The following is a 20,593-nucleotide window of genomic DNA, read 5'->3' as shown; positions in this document are numbered from 1 at the left end:
GTCTGCCAGTGTCCGTCGGTGTCCGGTGCCAGTCCAGGGGGTATGGGACGGCGTCAGTGCAGCGTGCTCCCCGAGAAGACCAGCAGCGCGACGTCGGTGGCGGCGACGAACGCCGTGCCCAGCAGCGCCAGCAGCCGCCGCGGTGGCGTCGAGGCTCCAGCGATCGCGGCTACCGCGGCCGCGGCGACCGCGACAGTGAGGCCGAGCCACTCGGCCGGCCCCGGGGCGTCGTCCGGACCGAACACGACCAGCACGCTCGCGGCGACCAGGACGGCCGGTGCCAGCACTGCCGTGGCGCGGCGCCCGATCCGGTGCGCGAAGCCGTTCACGCCGGTTGCCCGGTCGTCCTCCAGGTCCGGCAGCACGTTCACCAGATGTGCTCCCACGCCGAGCAGGGCGGACGCACCCACCAGCCAGGCCGGTGGCCTCAGCGGCGGGTCCAGGGCCAGCGTGACCACGGCCGGCAGCAGCCCGAACGCCAGCGCGAACGGCAACCAGGACAGCGCGGTCGACTTCAGCCAGAAGTTGTAGGACCACGCGGCGGCCACCGCGACCAGGTGCGCGATCCCGGCCCGCCAGCCCATGGCCAGCGACAGCGGCACGGTGGCGACCGCGGCCACCGCGGCAGCGCGGCCGACGGTGGTCCGGCTGATCCGGCCGTTCGCCGCGGGCTTGTCCGTGCGACCTGAGGCGGCGTCGCGCTCGGCGTCGCGCCAGTCGTTGCTCCAGCCGATCGAGAGCTGTCCGGCGGCGAACGCCAGGCACACCCCGACGGTCGTCGCGGCGTCCGCGCCGACGGCAACGGCCAGCACCGTGGCCAGGGCGGTCACGACGAACGCCGGCGCCGGGTGGGCAGCGCCGAGCAACGCCAGCGGGCCGGCCATCCGGCGAGCATAGGGCGCAGTACCTATGCTTCGCGGATGAGCCGAATCTCGGCCGTCCAGCCGGTGCTCCCGCAGCACCGGTACCCACAGCAGGAGCTCACCCGGCTGTTCGCCGAGGTGTGCCTCGAACCCGGCGCGCGCCAACAGCTCCTGCGCCGCTTGCACGACAGCGCCCAGGTGGGCAGCCGCAACCTCGCCCTGCCGATCGAGCGCTACCGCGACCTCGGCGACTTCGGTACCAGCAACGACGAGTTCATCGCGGCGGCCACCGACCTGGGCTCGACGGCGGTGCTCGGCGCCCTCGATGCGGCCGGCCTCGCGCCGTCCGACGTCGACCTGGTGGTCTCCACCACGGTCACCGGCATCGCCGTCCCGTCGATCGAGGCCCGGATCGCGGCCCGAATCGGGATGCGGCCGGACGTGCGGCGGATGCCGCTGCTCGGCCTGGGCTGCATGGGCGGTGCCGGTGGGCTGGCCCGCGCCCACGACTACCTGCTCGGGCACCCGCGCGACGTCGCGGTGCTGGTGTCAGTCGAGCTCTGCTCGCTCACCCTGCAGCGCGACGACCCGTCCGTGGCCAACCTGGTGGCCAGCGGCTTGTTCGGGGACGGCGCGGCGGCCGTCGTCCTGGTCGGCGACGAGCGCGAGCCGGCCGGCGAGACCCACGGCCCGCGGATCGTCGACTCGCGCAGCCACCTGTACCCCGGCACGGAGCGGGCGATGGGCTGGGACGTGGGTGCCGGCGGGCTGAAGATCGTGCTGGGCAGCGAGGTGCCCGACCTGGTCGCTGAGTACCTCGGCGACGACGTGCGCGGGCTGCTGGCCGACCACGGGCTCACCGTGCCGAACGTCGCGACCTGGATCTCGCACCCCGGTGGCCCGAAGGTGATCGAGGCGATCCAGGCGGCGCTGGACCTGCCGGTCGAGGCGCTCGAGCTGACCTGGCGCTCGCTGGCCGAGGTCGGCAACCTCTCCTCGTCCTCGGTGCTGCACGTGCTGCACGACACGATGGCCAAGCGCTCGCCGGAGCCCGGTCAGCCCGGCGTGCTGCTGGCCATGGGTCCGGGATTCTGCTCCGAGCTGGTGCTGCTGCGGTGGTGAGGCGCTGATGGTCTGGTTCACGCTCTTCGTGCTGGCGGTCGGCCTGGAGCGGCTGGCCGAGCTGGTCATCGCCAAGCGCAACACCGACTGGAGCCTGGCCCGCGGCGGGTACGAGGTCGGGCGCTCGCTGTACCCGGTGATGGTGGTGGTGCACGCCGGGCTGCTGGTCGGTGCGCTGGTCGAGGTGGCTGTGGCCGACCGGCCGTTCCTGCCCTGGCTGGGCTGGCCGATGGTGGCCGTCGTGCTGGCCACCCAGGCGCTGCGCTGGTGGTGCATCGCGACCCTGGGGCGGCAGTGGAACACCCGGGTGATCGTGGTGCCGGGGGCGCCGCGGGTGACCGGCGGGCCGTACCGCTGGCTCGCGCACCCGAACTACCTGGCAGTGGTCGTCGAGGGGATCGCGCTGCCGCTGGTGCACACCGCGTGGGTCACCGCGGTGCTTTTCACGACCGCCAACGCCGCGGTGCTGACCGTGCGGATCCGCACCGAGAACCTGGCCCTGTCCGCGCTGGTACCGAACCCGTGAGCGACCCGCTCGACCTGGTCGTGGTCGGCGCGGGGCCGGCGGGCACGGCAACCGCGCTGTTCGCCGCCCGGGCCGGGCTTTCCGTTGCGCTGCTGGAGCCGCGGGTCGGCCCGGTGGACAAGGCCTGCGGCGAGGGCCTGATGCCGGGAGCGCTGGCCGCCGTGCGCGAGCTGGCCGGCGAGGTGGCCGGTGTCGACATCGCCGGCATCGCGTACCTGGACGGCGCCGGCCGGGTCGCGCGCGCTCCGTTCCGGGCCGGCCCGGGGCGCGGGGTCCGGCGGACCACGCTGCATGCAGCCCTGCTGCAGGCCGTGCAGGCGGCCGGGATCCAGATGCACGCGCACCGCGCCGACGGACTGACCCAGGACGACGAGGGCGTACGCGTCGGTGGGCTGCGCGCGCGATACGCCGTGGCCGCCGACGGGCTGCACTCCCCGGTACGCGAGGAGCTCGGACTCAACCGACCGGTGCGCGGTGGCGGACCGGCCCGCTTCGGTCTGCGCCAGCACTTCCAGGTCGCGCCGTGGACCGACCTGGTCGAGGTGCACTGGAGCTCCCGCGCCGAGGCCTACGTGACCCCGGTCGGCCCGGCGGAGGTGGGGATCGCCGTCCTGACCTCGCACCGGCTGCCGTACGCCGAGCAGCTGGCCTGGTTCCCCGCGCTGCGCGAGCGGCTGGACGGTGCCGAGCCGATCACCACGGTGCGCGGCGCCGGGCCGCTGCGCCAGGTCGCGTCGTCCCCGATGGCCGGCCGGGTGCTGCTGGTCGGGGACGCCGCCGGGTACGTGGACGCGCTGACCGGCGAGGGCATCGCGGTCTCGTTCGCGGCGGCACGCGCCGCGGTGTCCTGCCTGGTGGCGGGCCGGCCGGACGACTACGCCCGAGCCTGGCGCGCGGCGTCCCGGCGCTACCGGTGGATCACCGGGACGCTGCTGGCGGCGTCCCGGCGTCCGGTGCTGCGCTCGGCGATCGTGCCGGCCGCGCGCGCGCTGCCGCCGGTGTTCCGCAGTGCGGTCAACCAGCTCGCCCGCTGAGCGGGCCTCGCCCGCAGACGCTCAGCCGATGGACCGGCACGGCCGGGCCCGCAGCGCTGCCACGTAGTCGTCCGGCGCACCCGCCGCCTGCGCCGCCTCGGCGAGCTCGCCCAGGTACGGCGCCGTCGGCAGCCCGCCCTCGTAACCGTCGACGACGTACACCCAGGCCAGGTCCTCGCCGTCCAGGGTGTGCACCCGCACCCGCACCTTGCGGTAGACGCCCAGCCCGGCGCCCTCCCAGTCGTCCAGCAGCGCCTCGTCGCCCGGCGTCACGTCGTAGAGCGCGACGTAGACCTCCATGGTCGGGTCCTCGACGATCGTGGCCAGGGCCCCCTGCCAGCTGAGGTCCTCGCCGCCGAAGGTCAGCCGCCACCCGGTCAGCCAGCCCGTCCCGCACGGCGGCGAGTGCGGAGCGCGGCGCTGCATCTGGCGCGAGTCGAGGTTACTGCCGTAGGCGGCGTACAAGGGCACGGCCATCAGGCTAGACGGTCGAGATGGTTGGATGGACGACGTGAGCAGTGAGGTCGTCGGTCGTGCCGCGCAGCGTGTCGTCATCGTCGGCGGTGGCCCCGGCGGCTACGAGAGCGCCTTGGTCGCAGCCCACCTCGGCGCTGAGGTCACGGTCGTCGACCGGGACGGCGTAGGCGGCGCTGCCGTGCTCACCGACTGCGTGCCGAGCAAGACCCTGATCTCCACCGCCGACTTCATGAGCCGCTTCTTCGCCGCGGCCGGGCTGGGCGTGAAGCTCGCCGAGTCACCCGAGCCCGGCGAGGTGGCCCGCGCCGACATGCCGACCCTGAACAAGCGGATCAAGGCGCTGGCCGAGGCGCAGAGCGCCGACATCGCGGCCCGGCTCGAGCGGGACGGCGTCACGGTGGTGCGCGGCACCGGCCGGCTGGACGGACCCGAGCGGGTCGTCGTCGAGGGGGTCGACGGGTCGGCCAGCACCCTGAATGCCGACGTCGTCCTGGTCTCGACCGGCGCCCGGCCGCGCGAGCTGGCCAGCGCTGCGCCGGACGGCGAGCGGATCCTGACCTGGCAGCAGGTCTACGACGTGCCGGAGCTGCCTGAACACGTCGTCGTGGTCGGTTCCGGGGTGACCGGCGCGGAGTTCGCGCACGCCTACCTCGCTCTGGGCTGCGACGTCACGCTCGTGTCGTCCCGCGACCGGGTGCTGCCGGGGGAGGACCCGGACGCCGCGCTGGTCATCGAGGACGTGTTCCGGCGCCGCGGGATGAACGTGCTGGGGCGCTCGCGGGCCGAGTCCGTGGTGCGCGACGGCGAGGGTGTGCTGGTCACGCTGACCGACGGGCGCACCGTGTCCGCCTCGCACTGCGTGATGGCCGTCGGGTCCGTGCCGAACACCGAGGACGTCGGACTGGATAGCGCCGGGGTGGACCTGACGTCGTCCGGGCACATCCGGGTCGATGCGGTGTCCCGGACGACGGCACGCGGGGTGTACGCGGCGGGTGACTGCACCGGGGTGCTGCCGCTGGCGTCGGTGGCGGCCATGCAGGGGCGGACGGCGATCTCGCACGCTCTGGGCGACGCGGTTGCCCCGCTGAACCTGCGCGCGGTCGCGGCGAACATCTTCACCGACCCGGAGATCGCCACGGTCGGCTGGTCCGCGCCGGCGCTGGACGAGGCCGGGATCGGCTACGAGGCGATCATGTTGCCGCTGGCGACAAACCCACGGGCCAAGATGCAGAACGTTCGGGACGGCTTCGTGAAGCTGTTCTCCCGCAGCGGTTCCGGCGTGGTGCTCGGCGGTGTCGTGGTGGCACCGTGGGCCTCCGAGCTGATCTTCCCGGTCGCGCTCGCGGTGCAGACCAAGCTCACTGTCGACCAGGTCGCGGCGTCCTTCACGGTCTACCCGTCGATGTCCGGCTCGATCGCCGAGGCCGCACGCCAGCTGCACGCGCGTCCCTCCTGACGAGCCGACCGCTCTCGACGGGACGGGACCTTCGGCCCTGATCCACGGCTGCTGCACGTAGCAATGTCGTTCCTGTCAGAACTTGGAATCAACTTGAGGAACGGCCATGCGACGCAAGACGCTCGACCGACTGCTGTCCGCCGCTGGACTCGTCGTGGCGGCAGTCCTGCTCATCGCCGGCGGAATGCTGGTATGGGCTCACTCCTATGTCCACAACCAGGTGCGGGACCAGCTGTCCGCACAGCAGATCTTCTTCCCGGCCAACGGAAGTGACGCGCTGAAGAGCCCGGACATCGGGCCCTACCTGAACCAGTACGCCGGACAGCAGCTGGTGAACGGCAAGCAGGCCGAGGCGTACGCGAACCACTTCATCGCGGTGCACCTGAAGGAGATGGCGGGCGGCCAGACCTACGCCCAGCTCTCCGGCAAGTCGCTGGCCAACCCGAACGACGCCCAGCTGGCCGGCCAGGTGCAGACGATGTTCCGCGGCGAGACCCTGCGCGGCCTGCTGCTGAACGCCTACGCGTTCGACACGATGGCCACGGTCGCCCTGATCGGCGGGATCGTCGCCTTCATCGGCGGCGGACTGATGATCGTGCTGTCGGTGCTCGGCCTGATCCACGCCCGGCAGATCGCCGACACCGAGCCGGCACCACCGACGCGGCAGGAAGTCACCGTCTGAGAACAGATTCCACGCACGCGAGCGGGGCACCCGGGCCGGGCGCCCCGCTTCGTGTCTGCGCTCCGGCGCCAGCGTTCCCTAGGATCAAGGACGTGGGTGAACCGAGAGCCGCTGCGCGCGTCGTGGCCGTCTCCCTCGACTGCGCCGATCACCACGCGCTGGCCGCGTTCTACCGTCGGCTGCTGGACGGCGAGCTGCTGTGGACCCACGAGAGCGCGTCCGCGGTGCGGTGTGGTGGTTTCGTGCTGGTCACGCAGCAGTGCTCGGACTACCGCGAGCCGACCTGGCCCGGCGCGTCGATCGTGCATCTCGACCTGAACGGTGACGGCGAGCTCGACGAGCTCGCGGACCGCGCTGTCTCGCTCGGCGCCCGGCTGGCGCAGCCCCAACCCGACCCGCGCTGGCGGGTGCTGCTCGACCCGGCCGGGCACCCGTTCTGCATCACCCCGTTCTCACCCTAGGTACCCAGGCCGCCGAGACCAGAGAAGTGGGCCACCCGGGAGGACCGGGGTGGCCCACTTCTCTGGTCTCGATGGGTCAGCGAGCCATCAGCACCTTCAGTGCATGTGTCTGCGCGGCGTTGCCGAAGGTCTCGTAGGCAGTCTCGATGTCCTGCAGCGAGAACCGGTGGGTGACCAGCTCGGACGCCGGCAGCTTGTGCTGCGCCACCAGCTTGAGCAGCATCGCCAGCGTGGTCGTGTTGACCAGCCCCATGCTGATCGTGATGTTCTGGATCCACAGCTTCTGCAGGTCCAGCTCGACCGCCTTGCCGTGCACCCCGACGTTGGCGACGTTGCCGCCCGGCCGGACCAGGTCGACACACATCAGGAACGTCGCCGGGACGCCGACGGCCTCCACGGCCACGTCCACGCCGAACCCGTCGGTGTGCGCCATGACCTGTGCGACGACGTCCGGGTCACCGGCGTTGAGGCAGTGCGTCGCGCCGACCTGCTTGGCCACGCCGAGCCGGTTCTCGTCGTAGTCGATGGCGATGACCTGGGCTGCGCCGTGCAGCCCAGCCGTGGCGATCGCCGCGAGCCCGACCGGGCCGGCGCCGACCACGGCGACCGTGTCACCGGGCTTCACCCTGCCGTACTCGATCCCCATCTCGAAGCCGGTCGGGAAGATGTCGGACAGCAGCATCGCCGCGTCGTCCGGCACTCCCTCGGGCAGCGTGTAGAGCGAGTTGTCCGCGAACGGGATGCGGACCATCTCCGCCTGGGTGCCGTCGATCAGGTGGCCCAGGATCCAGCCGATGCCGCTGGCCCCCTCGTCCGCGAGGCAGTGCGAGGGGTTTGCGCTGCGGCAGTAGGTGCACACGCCGCAGGAGCTGATACAGGCGATGATGACGCGGTCGCCGACCTTGACGTTGCGGACCGAGGAGCCGACCTCCAGGACGGTTCCTACGCCCTCGTGGCCGAGGATCCGTCCTTCGGCCACGGTCGGTACGTCGCCCTTGAGGATGTGCAGGTCGGTGCCGCAGATCGTAGTGGTGTCCACCCTGACGATCGCGTCACCGGATTCGAGGATCACCGGGTCGGGGACGTCGTCCCAGCTCTTGCTGCCCGGACCGTGGTAAACGAGTGCCTTCATGACCGCCTCCGGCGATGTCAGGTGGCGGACCGGCCGTCCGCCCTCTCCCCTCAGGTCTATGGCCGCCGGAGCAACCGGACCTGTGACCAAAGGCCTCCTGTCGCTACCCGTGCGCGCTCGATCTCGCCGCGCAGCAGCGGGCCGTCGGTGCCGCTCACGTAGAACGGCTGGGCCTTCGTGGCGCTGCGTAGTCCCTTGCGCCCCAGTGCCCGGTGAATCCTCGCGGACGCCGCCCTCGGACACGACGCCCTTCGCGGCAGGCCTCGAGTCGACCCGCCGGCACCATCACTCGAACGTCTCGGCGTCGGGAGCGCTCGGTGCCACCGGAACCTCCGGGACGTGCAGCCACGGGGCACGCCGGTTCCAGTCGTAGATCACCGACGACCGCAGCACGGTGTCCTGCAGCGAGCGGTTGCTGCGGCTGGCCGGCACCCAGAACAGCCCGATCGGGAAGAACACGCAGAACGCCGAACGCACCAGCGCGGTGAGCGGTCGCAGCCGGCCACCTCGGAAGTTCACCACCCGAAGCCCCATCACGTGCGCGCCGTACGTGCGTCCGGTGGTCGCCCACCCGACGCACAGGTACACAACGAGCAGGAACAGCACCACCGTGGTCTGCAGCAGCAGGGACGCCTTCGGGATGGTGAAGCTGCGCGGGTGCAGCAGGAACCGCGTCACCGCCGCGCCGGCCCAGATCCCCAGCGCCACGAGGGCGACGACCACGCCGTCCACGGTGTTGGCGATCAGCCGCGTGACCAGCCCGGCTCGTTGCCCCTGAAAGGGTCTCGCCTCCTTGGGGATGGGCGAGATCGCGCCCGCCGTCACGACGGCGGGGGAGGGACGGCGGGGCCGTTGGCGGTGGGCGAGCGCCGCCGCAGCCGGAAGCGGTCGACGACGCGCGCGAGTGCCTCGTCGGCGGAGATACTCTGCAGTCGGACCTCCGTGACGCTGCCGGAGGCCACAGACGTGGTGGACTCCCGGATGATCTCCGGGATGTCCAGGGCGCCCATGATCTCCTGGGTCAGCGCGACGAGGTCCATCTGCCGGACGGTCGCGTCGAGGTCGAGTCGCTTGACGATCGCGTCCAGGTCGATCCGGGCGGCCACCGCGTCGATGTCGACGACCGCGACGAGCTGGTCCAGGTCCACCCGCTGCTGGACCACCATCGTGAGGTCGGTCCGGTCGAGCACAGCCCCGAGCGCGAAGGGCACGACGCGGTCGAGGATGCCGGCGGCGGTCCGCTCGAGCGAGCGGCGGGTGTCGGCGGCCCGGGTGGTGACGTCGTCCAAGGCGCGGCCGGCGCGGGTGGTGGACGAAGGACGCGGGACGGGCACGGCCCGCACCACCGCTGCGGCCATCCGGAACCCCCGGCGACCGACCCGGAAGGCACCGACCGCGGCGACGAGGGCGGTGTCACCGAGCACCCCGAGGGCGTCCGGGAGCGGCTCAGCCGGTGGTCTCGCCACCAGTTCGCCGATCACGTCGTCCGCCGCGCTCATGCCGTTGCACCACGCCCTGTCTCGGTTCGCAGTCCATCTGCGGCCGAGTCTAGTCACCGGTTCGCCGCCGTTCGTCGACTTCCACGGGTGTGGCCCGGGGTCTCGCTTTGGTGCGGCGCATGCGGGAGCATCGAGGACGGTGATCACCAGCAGCGGGGAGGCACCAGATGAGCGGCAATCCGGCGCGCGGGACGTTCGACCCCATCCCGTCCACCCGAGGTCGACCCACCGTCCGCGTCGCGACGCAGCTGCCGCCAGTGGCCGAGGCCGCGGCCCTCGCCGTGCCGGTCTCCGAGGGTGGGCAGCCACCGGCCGACCTCGGTGTCGACGCGGCCCAGCTCGAGGTCGCGGGCTTCGCCGGGAAGTCCAGCCAGACCCTCGTCGTCCCCGGCGCCGACGGCCGGGCACTGGTGGCGCTCGGCATCGGCAGCGGCGACACGATCGACCTGGCCACCGTGCGCGACCTGGCAGCGGACTTCGCGCGGGCGGTCCCGCAGCACAAGACCCTCGCCGTCGAGCTGCCTGTCGGCGACCTCGCGATCTCAGCGGCCGACTTCGCCCAGGTCGTCGTCGAGGGCGTGCTGCTCGCCCGCTGGCGGTACTTCGTCGGCAAGGGCGGGGACGAGCCGACTCTGACGTCGCTGACCCTGGTCGCCCCGGCGGCGGTGGCGGACGACGTCCGCGAGGGAGCCCGGCGCGGCGAGGTCGTGGCCCGGGCCGCGGCGATCAGCCGCGACCTGTCGAACTGCCCGGCCACGACGCTGACGGCGGCCCGGATGGCCGAGGTGGCCCAGGAGCTCGCGCCGGGGGCCGGCCTTGAGGTGGAGGTCTTCGCCGAGGACCAGCTGATCGAGATGGGCTGCGGCGGGATCCTGGGCGTCAACCTGGGCAGCGTCGACGAGCCACGGCTGATCCGACTGCGGTACTCCCCGCCGGACCCGACCGGCCGGCTGGCGCTGATCGGCAAGGGGGTCATGTACGACTCCGGCGGGATCAGCCTGAAGCCGGCCGACGAGTCGCACGCCCAGATGAAGAACGACATGACGGGCGCGGCGGCGATCATGGGCGCGATGACCGCGTTGGGCGAGCTCGGTTGCAGCGCCGCGGTCACCGCCTATCTGTGCTGCACCGACAACATGCCCTCGGGGTCGGCGATGAAGCTCGGCGACGTCCTGACGATGCGCAACGGCAAGACCGTCGAGGTGCTGAACACCGACGCCGAGGGCCGGCTGGTGATGGCCGACGGGCTCTGCCTGGCCACCGAGGAGCCGGTGGACGCCGTGGTGGACATCGCGACCCTCACCGGCGCCTGCCTGCGCACCCTCGGCGTCGAGGTGGCTGGCGTGATGGGCAACAGCTCCCACCTGATCGGACAGGTCGAGGAGGCGGGCGGGATCGCCGACGAGCCGGTCTGGGAGCTGCCGCTCTACCGGCCGTACCGCAAGCAGCTCGACTCCTCGATCGCCGACCTGACGAACATGGGCGGGGTGAACGCGGGGTCGATCACCGCCGCGCTCTTCCTGGAGGAGTTCGTCGACGCGCACCCCTGGGCGCACATCGACATCGCCGGAACGGCGCAGCAACCTGCGGTCCGGACCTGGCGCAACAAGGGCGCCAGCGGCTTCGGTGCCAAGCTCCTGATCGAGCTCGCCATGCGTTTCGAGGTTCCAGAAGGGGACGACTGATGAGTGCAGACGCTGTGCAGGCGGACAGCGGGGGACGCGGATTCCTTGGCTGGATCGAGCGGATCGGCAACAAGATCCCGCACCCGGCGATGATCTTCCTCGGCCTCATCTTCGGCGTCATCATCCTGTCCGCGATCCTGGCCTGGGCCGGGGTCAGCGTGACGACCGAGGTGGCCGAGCCGAAGCCCACCGCGGTGGTGCAGACCGACACGGACGCTGGCTCCACGTACCCCTCGGTCGAGCGGCCGCCGGAGCAGGCCGTTCCGGACTACGACATCGAGACCGAGACGATCAAGGCCAAGAGCCTGCTCAGCGCCGACGGCATCCGCCACATGTTCACCACCGTGGTGCAGAACTTCAACGACTTCGGTGTGGTCGCCGTCATCCTCGTGGCGATGATCGGGGTCGGCGTGGCGGAGGAGGCCGGACTGATCGCGGCCCTGATCCGCAAGATGGTGCAGGTGGCGCCCGCCTCGGCGATCACGTTCATCATCGTGCTGCTCGGCGGCATCTCCAGCGTCGCCTCGGACGCCGGCTACCTGGTGCTGATCCCGTTGGGGGCGGCGGCTTTCGTCAGTATGGGCCGGCACCCGCTCGCCGGTATCGCCGCGGCCTACGCGGGGGTCAGCGCGGCGTTCTTCGTCAACATCCTGATCACGCCGGCCGACGGGATCATCACCGAGGTCAGCAACGAGATCATCAGCGGGGTGGCGCCGAACGCGCCGCCGCTGAACGTGACCCAGAACCTGTTCTTCTCCATCGGCTCGACGATCTTCTGCGCGCTGGTGATGACCGTCCTGACCGAGAAGTACGTCGAGCCGCGGCTGGGCAAGTGGGACGCGTCGGAGCGGCCGGCCGACGCACCGATCGACCACGTCCCGACCGGCGACGAGCTGTCCCATGAGTCTCGCGGGCTGAAGCTGGCCGGGCTGTACACCCTGGGGGCGGCGGCGATCGTCTCGTTGCTGACGTTCCTGCCGAACGCTCCGCTGCGCAATCCCGAGACCGGCGAGATCTTCGGGAATTCACCGTTCATGAGCAGCCTGCTCTTCATCATCTCGATGCTGTTCCTGGCCGCTGGGCTGGGCTACGGCCGTGGCGCGTCCACGCTGACCGGCAGCACCAACGTCGTCAACGCGATCACCAAGACGTTCAACGGTCTGGGTGGCCTGATCTTCCTGATGCTGCTGATCGCCCAGTTCATCGCGTTCTTCAACTACTCCAACATGTCTCGCCTGGCCGCGACGGGCCTGGCCGACCTGCTCGGTCGGGCCGACATCGGCGCGCTGCCGCTGCTGGTCGGGTTCATCATCCTGGTGTTCGTGATCGACATCATCATGCCGGGCGTGATCCCCAAGTGGGCCATCATCGCGCCGATCTTCGTCCCGCTGTTCTACAACCTGGGCATCGCGCCGCAGACCGTGATCGCCGCCTACCGGGTGGGCGACGGTCCGGTGAACGTCATCACCCCGCTGATGGTCTACCTGCCCTTCATCATCCTGGTGTGCCAGCGGTACCGCGCCAACTCGGGCATGGGCACCGTGGTCTCGATGATGCTGCCGTACACGGTCATCGTGCTGGTGGCCTGGACGCTGTTCTTCGTCGGATGGTACCTGCTCGGTATCGACTGGGGCCCCGGCGCGCCGGTCCATCTGCCTTGATGCTCGCCGATGGATGACTCCACCACGGCGCTGGTCGTCCTCGGCGTCGTCGTCGTCCTGTTCATCTGGAACCGGCTCCCCGTGGGCTCGGTGGCGATCATCGCAGCGCTGCTGCTCTGGGCGACCGGCCTGGTCACCACGGCACAGGCGGTGGGTGGCTTCGGCGACCCCGTGGTCATCTTCATCGCGACGCTCTTCGTGGTCAGCGAAGGCATCGACTCCACCGGCGTGACGACCTGGGCCGGTCAGGCGCTACTTGGCCGGGCCGGCACGGCTCACCGCCGCGTGCTGGTCGCGGTCTGCCTGCTGTCCGCGCTGCTCGCCTCTTTCATCACGCTCAACGGTGCCGTCGCGGCCCTGCTGCCGCTCGTCGTCCTGCTGGCGCAACGGATCCGGCAGACGCCGTCGCAGCTGCTGATGCCGGTCGTGTTCGCCGGCAGCTGCGGTGGCCTGCTGATGCTGATGAGCAGCCCGATCAACATCATCGTCTCCGAGGCCGCGCAGGACGCCGGGGCGCCGGCGTTCCCGTTCTTCTCCTTCGCCCTCGTCGGCGTCCCGCTGCTGGTCGGCACCGTCACCATCTGCGTGCTGCTCGGTCACCGGTTGCTGCCCGACACGACGCCGGAGCACACTCCACCGGACCTCGGTCAGCATGCGGAGACCATCGAGGCGCACTACGAGCTCACCGACGGGTTCTACCGGTTACGGGTGCGTTCGCGCTCACCGCTGATCGGGGCGGCGCCGGCGGACGTCGACCTGGCGGAGTTCCCTGGCGTGCAGCTCATCGCGGTCGAGGACGGCGCCGGTGCGTCCGTCCTCGGTGAGGTCCACGACGACGACGTCCTGGTGGTGACCGGTCCTGGTTCCGAGGTCACGCACTTCGCGCTGTCCCAGGGGCTGGCGGTCCACCTGACCGGTTCGGCCGCGGCGGCGGACCTGCTGACCCGGGAGGCCGGGGTGGCCGAGGTGGTGGTCCCGCCGCGCTCCCGGCTGGTCGGCGAGACCGTCTACCCGGGCATGCAACGTGAGCACGAGCTGGTCATCCTGGCGGTGCAGCGCCTCGGCAAGGACCTGGGCGAAGGACCGATGGAGCTCGCCGAGGGCGACGCGATCCTGTTGCACGGGCGCTGGTCGGCGCTCGACCGGCTCAACCGGGACCGTGACGTGCTGCTCGTCGACTCGCCGGAGGTCGTCCGCCGTCAGGCAGTGCCCTGGGGGCCGAAGGCGACGCGCGCGGTGGTCGTGCTCGCCGGGCTGGTGGTGATGCTGGCGTCCGGACAGGTGCCGCCGGCCATCGCCGGGCTGGTCGCGGCCCTCGCGATGGTGCTGGGCCAGGTCGTCACGGTCCCGCAGGCCTACCGGGCGATCTCATGGCAGACGGTGGTGCTGGTCGGCGCGATGATCCCGCTGTCGACCGCGATCGAGAGCAGCGGTGCCGCGGACCGGGTCTCGGCGCTGATCATCGACCTCGTCGGCGACGGCAGCCCGTACCTCCTGCTGGTCGCGCTGTTCGTGCTGACCGCGGCGCTCGGCCAGGTGGTCAGCAACACGGCCACCGTGCTGGTGGTCACCCCCATCGCGATCGCTGCGGCTCAGGCCACCGGCACCTCCGTCCAGCCGGTCCTGATGCTCGTCGCGGTCGCGGGGTGCGCGGCGCTGCTGACCCCGATCGCCACGCCGGGAAACATGATGATCATGTCTCCCGGCGGCTACCGGTTCGGCGACTACTGGAAGCTCGGACTCCCGGTGATGCTCTGGTGGTTCGTCGTCTCGATCACCGTCATCCCGCTCGTGTGGCCGCCAACCTGAGCCTGACGAGCTCGGCGGCCACTGCGGACTGCTTGAGGGTGCGAGCCGCCGCCGCGGCAGTCGGGTCCGGCACCGGCAGCGGTGCGCAGTACGCGTCGGCCCGGTTGCCCGGCCTACGTGCCGGCAGCGTGCCGTCGGCGAGGTAGGCCGCGATCTGGTCGTCCTCGCAGGCATCGCCGAAAAGCGAGTTCGCATGCGACGTGCCGCCGGGCAGCGCGATCAGGCTGGCGTTCGGGAACAGCTTGCGCACCACCAGACTGCCCGAATAGGGCGTTGCCGCGTCGAGCTTCTCGTCGATCATCAGCAGGCTCTGGACCGCACTGCCGTCGACCTTCACTGCAGCCTTGCGGGCCTCACCCGGCCAGCCCAGGCACGGACCGTTGAACCAGGCGTTCGCCCACGTGACGAACGGGTGGTTGCGGGCGACCGCGAGGTTGTCGCGCTTGATCTTGGCGTAGTTCTGCGGCCACGGGGCGTCGCTGCACTCAGTGGCCAGGTACATCGCGTAGTTGTTGTCGTCGCCGATGCTCTCGGTGGCCTCGTACTCCTCGACCAGACGGGCCGTGTCGTGGTTGTTCACCCAGGCGGAGAACAGGTCCCCGAGGTCCAGCCAGGTCGCTTGGAAGTAGCCCGCTCCGAGCAGGATGTCCGCCCATTCATCGCCGCCGACCACGCCGCCGGCGGGGTGCTTGAACAGCTGGGACTGCGTCTTGTAGTACAGCGCCTCCACCTTGGCCTCGGTCTTGCCCAGGTGGTAAACGCTGTCGTACTTGGCCACCCACGCGAACCAGACCTTGATGTTTCGCTCGAACGCGACGTCCTGATCGAGGTTCGCCTGGTACCAGGCGTGGGTCGGGTCGACGGTGGAGTCGAACACCGCGCGGCGCAGCCGGTTCGGGAACATCGTGCCGAAGACCGAGCCGAGGTAGGTGCCGTAGGAGAAGCCGAAGTAGTTGAGCTTCTGCTGGCCCATCGCGATCCGGATGCTGTTCATGTCGCGAGCGCTGTCCGCGGTGGTGACGTGGTTCAGCAGAGCCCCGCCGTCACGCTCGCAGGCCTTGCCGTACGCGGCAGAACGCTTGAGCCAGGCGCGTTCCACGTGCTGGTTGACCGGCGTGTAGTTCGGGCGTGGCCCCTGGTTGTAGTCCGGGATGCAGGACAGGGACGGCGTGCTGGCGCCGACACCGCGGGGATCGAAGCCGATCCAGTCGTAGTAGTCACCGGCGCCGTTCGGCACGAACTCGCCGAGGAAGGAGAGGACGAGCCCCGAGCCGCCCGGGCCTCCCGGGTTGACCAGCATGATTCCTTGGTACTGGCTGTCCGGGACGGTGTGGCGGACCATCGAGACCGCGAGGTGGATCTTGCGGCCATGCGGCTTGGCGTAGTCGAGGGGGACGGCGAGCATCCCGCAGACGGCGCCGACCTCCTGAAGCGTCGGGTCGTCGCACGGTCCCCAGTCGATGCTGGACGGCGTCACGGGCACGCTCCGCGCGGCGGCCGTGGCCGTCGTCCGAGCAGCTGACGGTGCCGCGTCGGCGGAACCGGCGGTGACCAGTGCACCCGCAGCGATGGCTACGGCGGCGACGACGGCGATGGTTCGCTTCATGGGCTTGCCCTTCCTCGGCCGTTACGAGGGACTGCCTACTCCTGACTGCTTCGGCCCGCAAGACCCTGGCGATCAGGTCAGCGGGGTCAGCACGACACGCGCGTGTCTGGTCCCGCTGGCCTGCCGCTGCCAGGCGTCTGCGACGTCGTCCAGCGCGACCACCTCGTGCACCACCTCCAGGCCGCCGGCCAGGGAGAGGTCGACGACGGCCGTGAGCGCCTCGCGGCGCTGGTCGTCGGTGAGCTCATTGTTCGTATAGCCCAGCAGCCGCAACGATTTGCTGCGCAGCGTCGAGGAGTCGATCGGAGCGGTCTCCGACGCCGACCCGCCGAGGTGAACCAGGCGCCCACCCGGCCCGAGCACCCGAGTCGCGGCGGCCGCCGCCGGGCCGAACAGCGGGTCCAGGACCAGGTCGAGCGGACCCTCGCAGGCCTCGGCCAGACGGTCGGCCAGCACGGCGACGTCGTCGGTGTCCAGCGCCACGACGGCGTCGGCGCCCGCCTGGGCCGCGCGCGCCTGCGCCTCGAGCGAGCGGGCGGCGGCGACCACCCGTCGCGCTCCCGCGTGCCTGGCGATCTGCACCGCGGCCTGGCCGACCGCGCCACCGGCGCCGAGCACCAGCACCTGCTCACCTACGGCCAGGCCGCCGCGCCAGCGCAGAGCCATCCAGGCCGCGACGGCCGACAGTCCCAGTGCCGCAACGGTTGTCGGGTTCGCCCCGGCCGGCAGCGCGACGAGCTGGGACCGTTGGGCCACGGCGAACGCGGACATGCTTCCGTCCACCGGACGCATCCCTGCATCGGTGGGGAACCAGACCAGTCGGCCATCGGCTACGCCGACCCCTTGCACGCCCGGCACGTACGGCGTGCGCGGCACCCCGAAGTACGACCTCCCGCTGGCGCACAACAGGTCCAGCGGGGTGATGGGTGCGGCGATCACCTCGATCAGCACCTCGTCGGGTCCGGCTTCGAGTGCAGCCAGGTGGCCGACTGTCGGTGGCTGGCCTGGCTCGCGGATCTGGGCGCCGCGCATGCTCAGGTGGTGATGTCGGTGTAGGGCAGGCTGAAGTGCTTGAGCGCCTCGCCGTACCGCAGCTGGTAGCCCAGGGGCTCGTCGAAGTCCCGCTCGAACATCGCGATGAACAGCGTCAGGGTCAGGAACGGGTGTGCGCCCATCTCGAACAGGGCGACGTGGTCGTGGCTGGCGAGTGCTTCGCGCTCGGCGGCATCGAAGGCCAGCCAGGTGGACGCCTCGCCGGAGGTGCAGCTCAGCAGGTGGTTGGCCCGCTCGGTCTCCCACCACTGCACAGTGCCGCGCGGGTCCTCGCGGTAGCGCTCCACCAGCTCGGGGTCGCGGTCGATGGTGAACAGGAACTTGTTCACCAGGTACTTGCTCATCGCGGCGCTCCGTTCGGGTACCAAGTGAAGTAGGCCTCCATGGTGTGGAACAAGTCGAGCGTGTCGACGTAGTCGGCCTTGCGGCCCTCGCCGGCGACTCCCATCATCAGCATGAAGTCCATGAACCCGTGGGTGGCGTTGCCCGGCGCGTGCAGGCTGTCCAGGCTCACCTCGGACAGGCAGCCTTCGAGGTCACCGGAGGCGATCCACTCGACGGCCCTGGCGTCGAACTCCGGGTCCGGGCCGTGCGGGCCGAACTGGCGTGGTCCGCCGAGCTCGAGGGAGAGATGACCGGTGCCGATGATCGCCACCCGCTTGTCGCTCGGCCACGCCTCGACCATCTGCCGGATCGCCTGCCCGAGCTGCACGAAGCGCTTCGGCTGCGGCAGCGGCGGGGCGAAGATGTTGGTGTAGATCGGCACGATCGGCAGGTCGTTCTGCGGGCGCAAAGTGATGATCGGGCAGGTCACGCTGTGGTCGATCCGCAGCTCGTTGCTGAACGCGAGGTCGAAGCCGGCGTCCAGACCCTCGCGCAGCAGGTACCCGGACAGGTCGCGGTCGCCCTTCATGTGCATCCGCGGCAGGCCGAACTCGCGTTCCTCGTTGTACCAGTTGGCGTCGTACTGCTCGGCGTGCCCGACCAGGAACTGCGGCATGTTGTCCAGCCACAGCTGGTGGAAGTGGTCCGACCCGATCATCAGCAGGACGTCCGGCTCAGCCTTGGTCAGCGTCTCGCGGAAGGCCTCGACCTTGCGCACCCACTCGTCCGCGAACGGCGGTCGCTCGTCCCCGCTCGAGGTGCTCGCCCGCAGGTAGAACGGGTGGTGGGTGGACGCGATGACGGCGACCAGCTCGGCCATCAGGAACCTCCTGCACTCTCGACGGCGGGCTCGTACGGCTCCGGTGGGACGGAACGGTTGTTCAGGTCCACGGACAGGAAGATCTCGTTCGCCACGGGCCGGCGCAGCTCCTCGGCCAGCTGGCCGATCAGGCCGGCGGTGCGGGCCAGCAGGGCGAACCCACGCAGCAGCTCCAGCGGCAGTCCGAGGTCGGCCAGCGCCGCCCCGCAGACCCCGGCGCCGTTCAGCGGCAGGGTGCGACCCAGCACCTGCGGGTGCACCCGTCCGATCGCCTCGAACAGGGCCAGGTGCGGGCCGAACAGGTCCTCCTCGCGGGCGATCTGCATCAGCCGGGGCGTGCGCGGGTCGGCGTCCTTGTGCACGTGGTGGCCGAGGCCGGGCACGAACCGACCTGTGGCTCGTTGCGCTGCAACGGTTTCCAGCGCCAGTGCGTCCCAGCCGGACTCGTCCTGCGGCGCCGTGCCCTCCCGGCCGGTCAGCACGTCGTGCAGGAAGCGCCCGGTGTCCTCGGTGACCCCGAGGAAGCGCGACCCGCCACCGAGCAGGCCGGCGGCCAGCGCACCCTGCACGGAGTCCGGTGCGGACAGGTAGGTGAGCCGGGTGACGATCGCGGTCGGGGTGAAGCCGTGGTCGGCCAGGGCGGCGAGCACTGCCTCGAACACCCGGACCTCTCCGGTGCTCGGCCGGCGTTGGGTGGCCAGCCAGAAAGCCAGCTCACCGAAGCCGACCGTTCCCATCACGTCGGCCGCCAGGTCCTGGCCGAGCAGGGTGATGGCGTCCCGGCTGGAGGCGCCCAGGGCCGTCGGGTAGCTGGGCGCCGTCGGGTGCGGCTCAGTCATCGACGCCGTCCGGCGGCGCGCTCAGCCACTGCCGCAGCTCCTCGCCGTGCTCGTCCAGCTCGGGCGGCGGCAGCCGGTAGCTGGCCGGGGTGAGCGAGAGGCGCACCGGGTGCCGGGTGGTGGGCATGGCCCGCTCGCCCTCGCCGACCTGCACCACCGGGTCGAGCTCGAACCGCTCAGCCATCGCGAAGCCGCCGTCGATGGTCTGGATCGGGCCGCTCGGCACACCCGCCTCGACCAGCAGGTCGAACCACTCCAGGGCCGGCCGCCTCTTGAGCTGCTCGACCAGCACGGTGCGCAGCTCGTCGCGGTTGGTGGTGCGCTCCGCGTTCCGTGCGTAGCGCGGGTCCTCCGCGACGTCCGGGATACCGAGCACCGCGCAGAGCTTGCGGAACTGGCCGTCGTTGGCCGCGGCGATGATCAGGTCGTCGTCCGCGGTGGGCAGCGGCTCGTACGGGAAGACGCTGGGGTGGGCGTTGCCCATCCGGAACGGCACCACGCCGCCGGCGACGTAGGCGGAGCTGTGGTTGACCAGCCCGGTCAGCGCCGAGGACAGCAGGTTCACCTCGACCAGCTGCCCCTCACCCGTGGCCTCCCGGTGTCGCAGCGCTGCGAGGATCCCGATGACGGCGTGGTTGCCGGCCATCACGTCGAACACCGAGATGCCGGCCCGGTACGGTGGCCCGCTCGGGTCGCCGGTCAGACTCATCAGCCCGCTCATGGCCTGCACCATCAGGTCGTAGCCGGGCACCTCGCGCCCTGCACCGGAACCGAACCCGCTGATCGAGCTGTAGACCACTGCGGGGTTGCTCTGGCGCACCGATGGGTAGTCCAGGCCGTACTTCGCCAGGCCGCCCGGCTTGAAGTTCTCGATCAGGATGTCGGCCCGCCTGGCCAGCTCGCGGGCCAGCCGGGCGTCCTGCTCGTCGCGCAGGTCCAGGGCGATGGAGCGCTTGCCGCGGTTGACGCCGAGGAAGTAGGTGGAGACGCCGTCGCGCACCGGCGGCACCCACCCGCGGGTGTCGTCGCCGGCCGGCCCCTCGACCTTGATCACGTCGGCCCCGAGGTCGGCGAGCAGCATCGTCGCGTAGGGACCGGCCAGGATCCGGGAGAAGTCGGCGACCAGCAGCCCGGCCAACGGTCCGGTCGCCGCCGGGTGCGTGCCACCAATCGCCTGCCTGGCCATTCGGTCGCATCCCTTCGCCGCGATGCGGACACTCGTCCGTCAATCGCTCTCGAGTCTGCGTTGGCGCTCCTCCCACTGTCAAGGCCGGAGAACCCCCACCGCACATCCCCACTTGTGGCGAGGTATCGGTGCCTCAGCAGGCTCCGAGACCCCGATACCTCGCCACAAGTGGGGAGGGGGTTGACAGCGTCTCGGCCCGGGATCATGGTGAGTGCGACCGCTGAGCGGACAGTCGTCCGATGCGCCGAGCTGCCAACGGAGGAAGCTGTGTCGAACGTGCACATCGAGGTGTCGTCGC

20 protein-coding genes are annotated in these 20,593 nt (G+C 71.0%); 9 read left to right on the top strand and 11 right to left on the bottom strand.

Annotation, left to right across the window (positions count from 1 at the left end; genetic code table 11):
- Nucleotides 1–53 precede the first annotated feature (53 nt).
- Nucleotides 54–884, bottom strand: coding sequence for a UbiA family prenyltransferase (locus ACPPVT_RS17910; protein WP_426562627.1), 831 nt, complete (start codon nt 882–884; stop codon nt 54–56).
- A 36-nt stretch (nt 885–920) separates the two neighbouring features.
- Here ACPPVT_RS17910 and ACPPVT_RS17905 point away from each other — a divergent pair, with 36 nt between their 5' ends.
- The 3 genes from ACPPVT_RS17905 to ACPPVT_RS17895 are packed head-to-tail and all read left to right on the top strand — an operon-like array spanning nt 921 to nt 3,545.
- Entirely contained in the window at nt 921–1,985 is a 1,065-nt protein-coding gene (locus ACPPVT_RS17905; RefSeq protein WP_426562625.1) for a type III polyketide synthase, read from the top strand.
- A 7-nt stretch (nt 1,986–1,992) separates the two neighbouring features.
- Nucleotides 1,993–2,511: an isoprenylcysteine carboxyl methyltransferase family protein gene (locus ACPPVT_RS17900; RefSeq protein WP_426562623.1), complete on the top strand. Its 519-nt coding sequence runs from the start codon at nt 1,993–1,995 to the stop codon at nt 2,509–2,511.
- On the top strand, nt 2,508–3,545 hold the full coding sequence (locus ACPPVT_RS17895) for an NAD(P)/FAD-dependent oxidoreductase (RefSeq protein ID WP_426562621.1): 1,038 nt from the start codon (nt 2,508–2,510) through the stop codon (nt 3,543–3,545). Before ACPPVT_RS17900 ends, ACPPVT_RS17895 begins: the two co-directional genes overlap by 4 nt.
- Nucleotides 3,546–3,566: 21 nt before the next feature.
- On the opposite strand, the gene ACPPVT_RS17890 is transcribed toward ACPPVT_RS17895, so the two are convergent.
- A complete protein-coding gene (locus tag ACPPVT_RS17890) occupies nt 3,567–4,016 on the bottom strand; it encodes a gamma-glutamylcyclotransferase family protein (RefSeq protein ID WP_426562619.1) in 450 nt (149 codons plus the stop codon).
- A gap of 31 nt (nt 4,017–4,047) precedes the next feature.
- Between ACPPVT_RS17890 and ACPPVT_RS17885 the strand changes: the two genes are divergently transcribed.
- The 3 genes from ACPPVT_RS17885 to ACPPVT_RS17875 all read left to right on the top strand — a co-directional run bounded on the left by ACPPVT_RS17885 (nt 4,048) and on the right by ACPPVT_RS17875 (nt 6,621).
- A complete protein-coding gene (locus ACPPVT_RS17885; protein WP_426562617.1) occupies nt 4,048–5,478 on the top strand; it encodes an NAD(P)H-quinone dehydrogenase in 1,431 nt (476 codons plus the stop codon).
- A 106-nt stretch (nt 5,479–5,584) separates the two neighbouring features.
- Nucleotides 5,585–6,160, top strand: a complete 576-nt coding sequence (locus tag ACPPVT_RS17880; RefSeq protein WP_426562615.1) for a hypothetical protein — start codon at nt 5,585–5,587, stop codon at nt 6,158–6,160.
- A 92-nt stretch (nt 6,161–6,252) separates the two neighbouring features.
- On the top strand, nt 6,253–6,621 hold the full coding sequence (locus tag ACPPVT_RS17875; protein ID WP_426562613.1) for a VOC family protein: 369 nt from the start codon (nt 6,253–6,255) through the stop codon (nt 6,619–6,621).
- 76 nt (nt 6,622–6,697) lie between these two features.
- Here ACPPVT_RS17875 and ACPPVT_RS17870 read toward each other — a convergent pair whose 3' ends face one another.
- The 3 genes from ACPPVT_RS17870 to ACPPVT_RS17860 all read right to left on the bottom strand — a co-directional run bounded on the left by ACPPVT_RS17870 (nt 6,698) and on the right by ACPPVT_RS17860 (nt 9,252).
- Nucleotides 6,698–7,753, bottom strand: coding sequence for a zinc-dependent alcohol dehydrogenase family protein (locus ACPPVT_RS17870; RefSeq protein ID WP_426562611.1), 1,056 nt, complete (start codon nt 7,751–7,753; stop codon nt 6,698–6,700).
- A gap of 285 nt (nt 7,754–8,038) precedes the next feature.
- On the bottom strand, nt 8,039–8,578 hold the full coding sequence (locus ACPPVT_RS17865) for an RDD family protein (protein ID WP_426562609.1): 540 nt from the start codon (nt 8,576–8,578) through the stop codon (nt 8,039–8,041).
- A complete protein-coding gene (locus ACPPVT_RS17860; RefSeq protein ID WP_426562608.1) occupies nt 8,575–9,252 on the bottom strand; it encodes a hypothetical protein in 678 nt (225 codons plus the stop codon). Before ACPPVT_RS17860 ends, ACPPVT_RS17865 begins: the two co-directional genes overlap by 4 nt.
- Nucleotides 9,253–9,419: 167 nt before the next feature.
- On the opposite strand from ACPPVT_RS17860, the gene ACPPVT_RS17855 reads away from it, so the two are divergent.
- The 3 genes from ACPPVT_RS17855 to ACPPVT_RS17845 are packed head-to-tail and all read left to right on the top strand — an operon-like array spanning nt 9,420 to nt 14,407.
- Nucleotides 9,420–10,937 (top strand): leucyl aminopeptidase family protein, encoded by a 1,518-nt coding sequence (locus tag ACPPVT_RS17855; RefSeq protein WP_426562606.1) that lies wholly within the window; start codon nt 9,420–9,422, stop codon nt 10,935–10,937.
- On the top strand, nt 10,937–12,598 hold the full coding sequence (locus tag ACPPVT_RS17850; protein WP_426562604.1) for an AbgT family transporter: 1,662 nt from the start codon (nt 10,937–10,939) through the stop codon (nt 12,596–12,598). The genes ACPPVT_RS17855 and ACPPVT_RS17850 overlap by 1 nt, the downstream gene beginning before the upstream one ends.
- Before the next feature lie 9 nt (nt 12,599–12,607).
- Nucleotides 12,608–14,407 (top strand): SLC13 family permease, encoded by a 1,800-nt coding sequence (locus tag ACPPVT_RS17845; protein ID WP_426562602.1) that lies wholly within the window; start codon nt 12,608–12,610, stop codon nt 14,405–14,407.
- Here ACPPVT_RS17845 and ACPPVT_RS17840 read toward each other — a convergent pair.
- The 6 genes from ACPPVT_RS17840 to ACPPVT_RS17815 all read right to left on the bottom strand — a co-directional run bounded on the left by ACPPVT_RS17840 (nt 14,379) and on the right by ACPPVT_RS17815 (nt 20,295).
- Nucleotides 14,379–16,013 carry an alpha/beta fold hydrolase gene (locus ACPPVT_RS17840; protein WP_426562600.1) on the bottom strand — a complete coding sequence of 545 codons (1,635 nt, stop codon included), beginning with the start codon at nt 16,011–16,013 and terminating at the stop codon, nt 14,379–14,381. The two genes, ACPPVT_RS17845 and ACPPVT_RS17840, sit on opposite strands and share 29 nt — an antisense overlap.
- Nucleotides 16,014–16,085: 72 nt before the next feature.
- Nucleotides 16,086–17,045, bottom strand: a complete 960-nt coding sequence (locus tag ACPPVT_RS17835) for a zinc-binding dehydrogenase (RefSeq protein ID WP_426562598.1) — start codon at nt 17,043–17,045, stop codon at nt 16,086–16,088.
- A 2-nt stretch (nt 17,046–17,047) separates the two neighbouring features.
- Nucleotides 17,048–17,410: a hypothetical protein gene (locus tag ACPPVT_RS17830; protein ID WP_426562596.1), complete on the bottom strand. Its 363-nt coding sequence runs from the start codon at nt 17,408–17,410 to the stop codon at nt 17,048–17,050.
- Nucleotides 17,407–18,270 carry an extradiol ring-cleavage dioxygenase gene (locus ACPPVT_RS17825; RefSeq protein ID WP_426562595.1) on the bottom strand — a complete coding sequence of 288 codons (864 nt, stop codon included), beginning with the start codon at nt 18,268–18,270 and terminating at the stop codon, nt 17,407–17,409. The genes ACPPVT_RS17830 and ACPPVT_RS17825 overlap by 4 nt, the downstream gene beginning before the upstream one ends.
- Nucleotides 18,270–19,109 (bottom strand): citryl-CoA lyase, encoded by an 840-nt coding sequence (locus ACPPVT_RS17820; RefSeq protein WP_426562593.1) that lies wholly within the window; start codon nt 19,107–19,109, stop codon nt 18,270–18,272. Before ACPPVT_RS17820 ends, ACPPVT_RS17825 begins: the two co-directional genes overlap by 1 nt.
- A complete protein-coding gene (locus ACPPVT_RS17815; RefSeq protein ID WP_426562591.1) occupies nt 19,102–20,295 on the bottom strand; it encodes a CaiB/BaiF CoA transferase family protein in 1,194 nt (397 codons plus the stop codon). Before ACPPVT_RS17815 ends, ACPPVT_RS17820 begins: the two co-directional genes overlap by 8 nt.
- Nucleotides 20,296–20,593 lie beyond the last annotated feature (298 nt).

Origin of the sequence: Angustibacter sp. McL0619 (assembly GCF_049994355.1) — a bacterium.
GTDB lineage: Bacteria > Actinomycetota > Actinomycetes > Actinomycetales > Angustibacteraceae > Angustibacter.
This window is presented reverse-complemented; position numbering and strand designations above follow the sequence as displayed.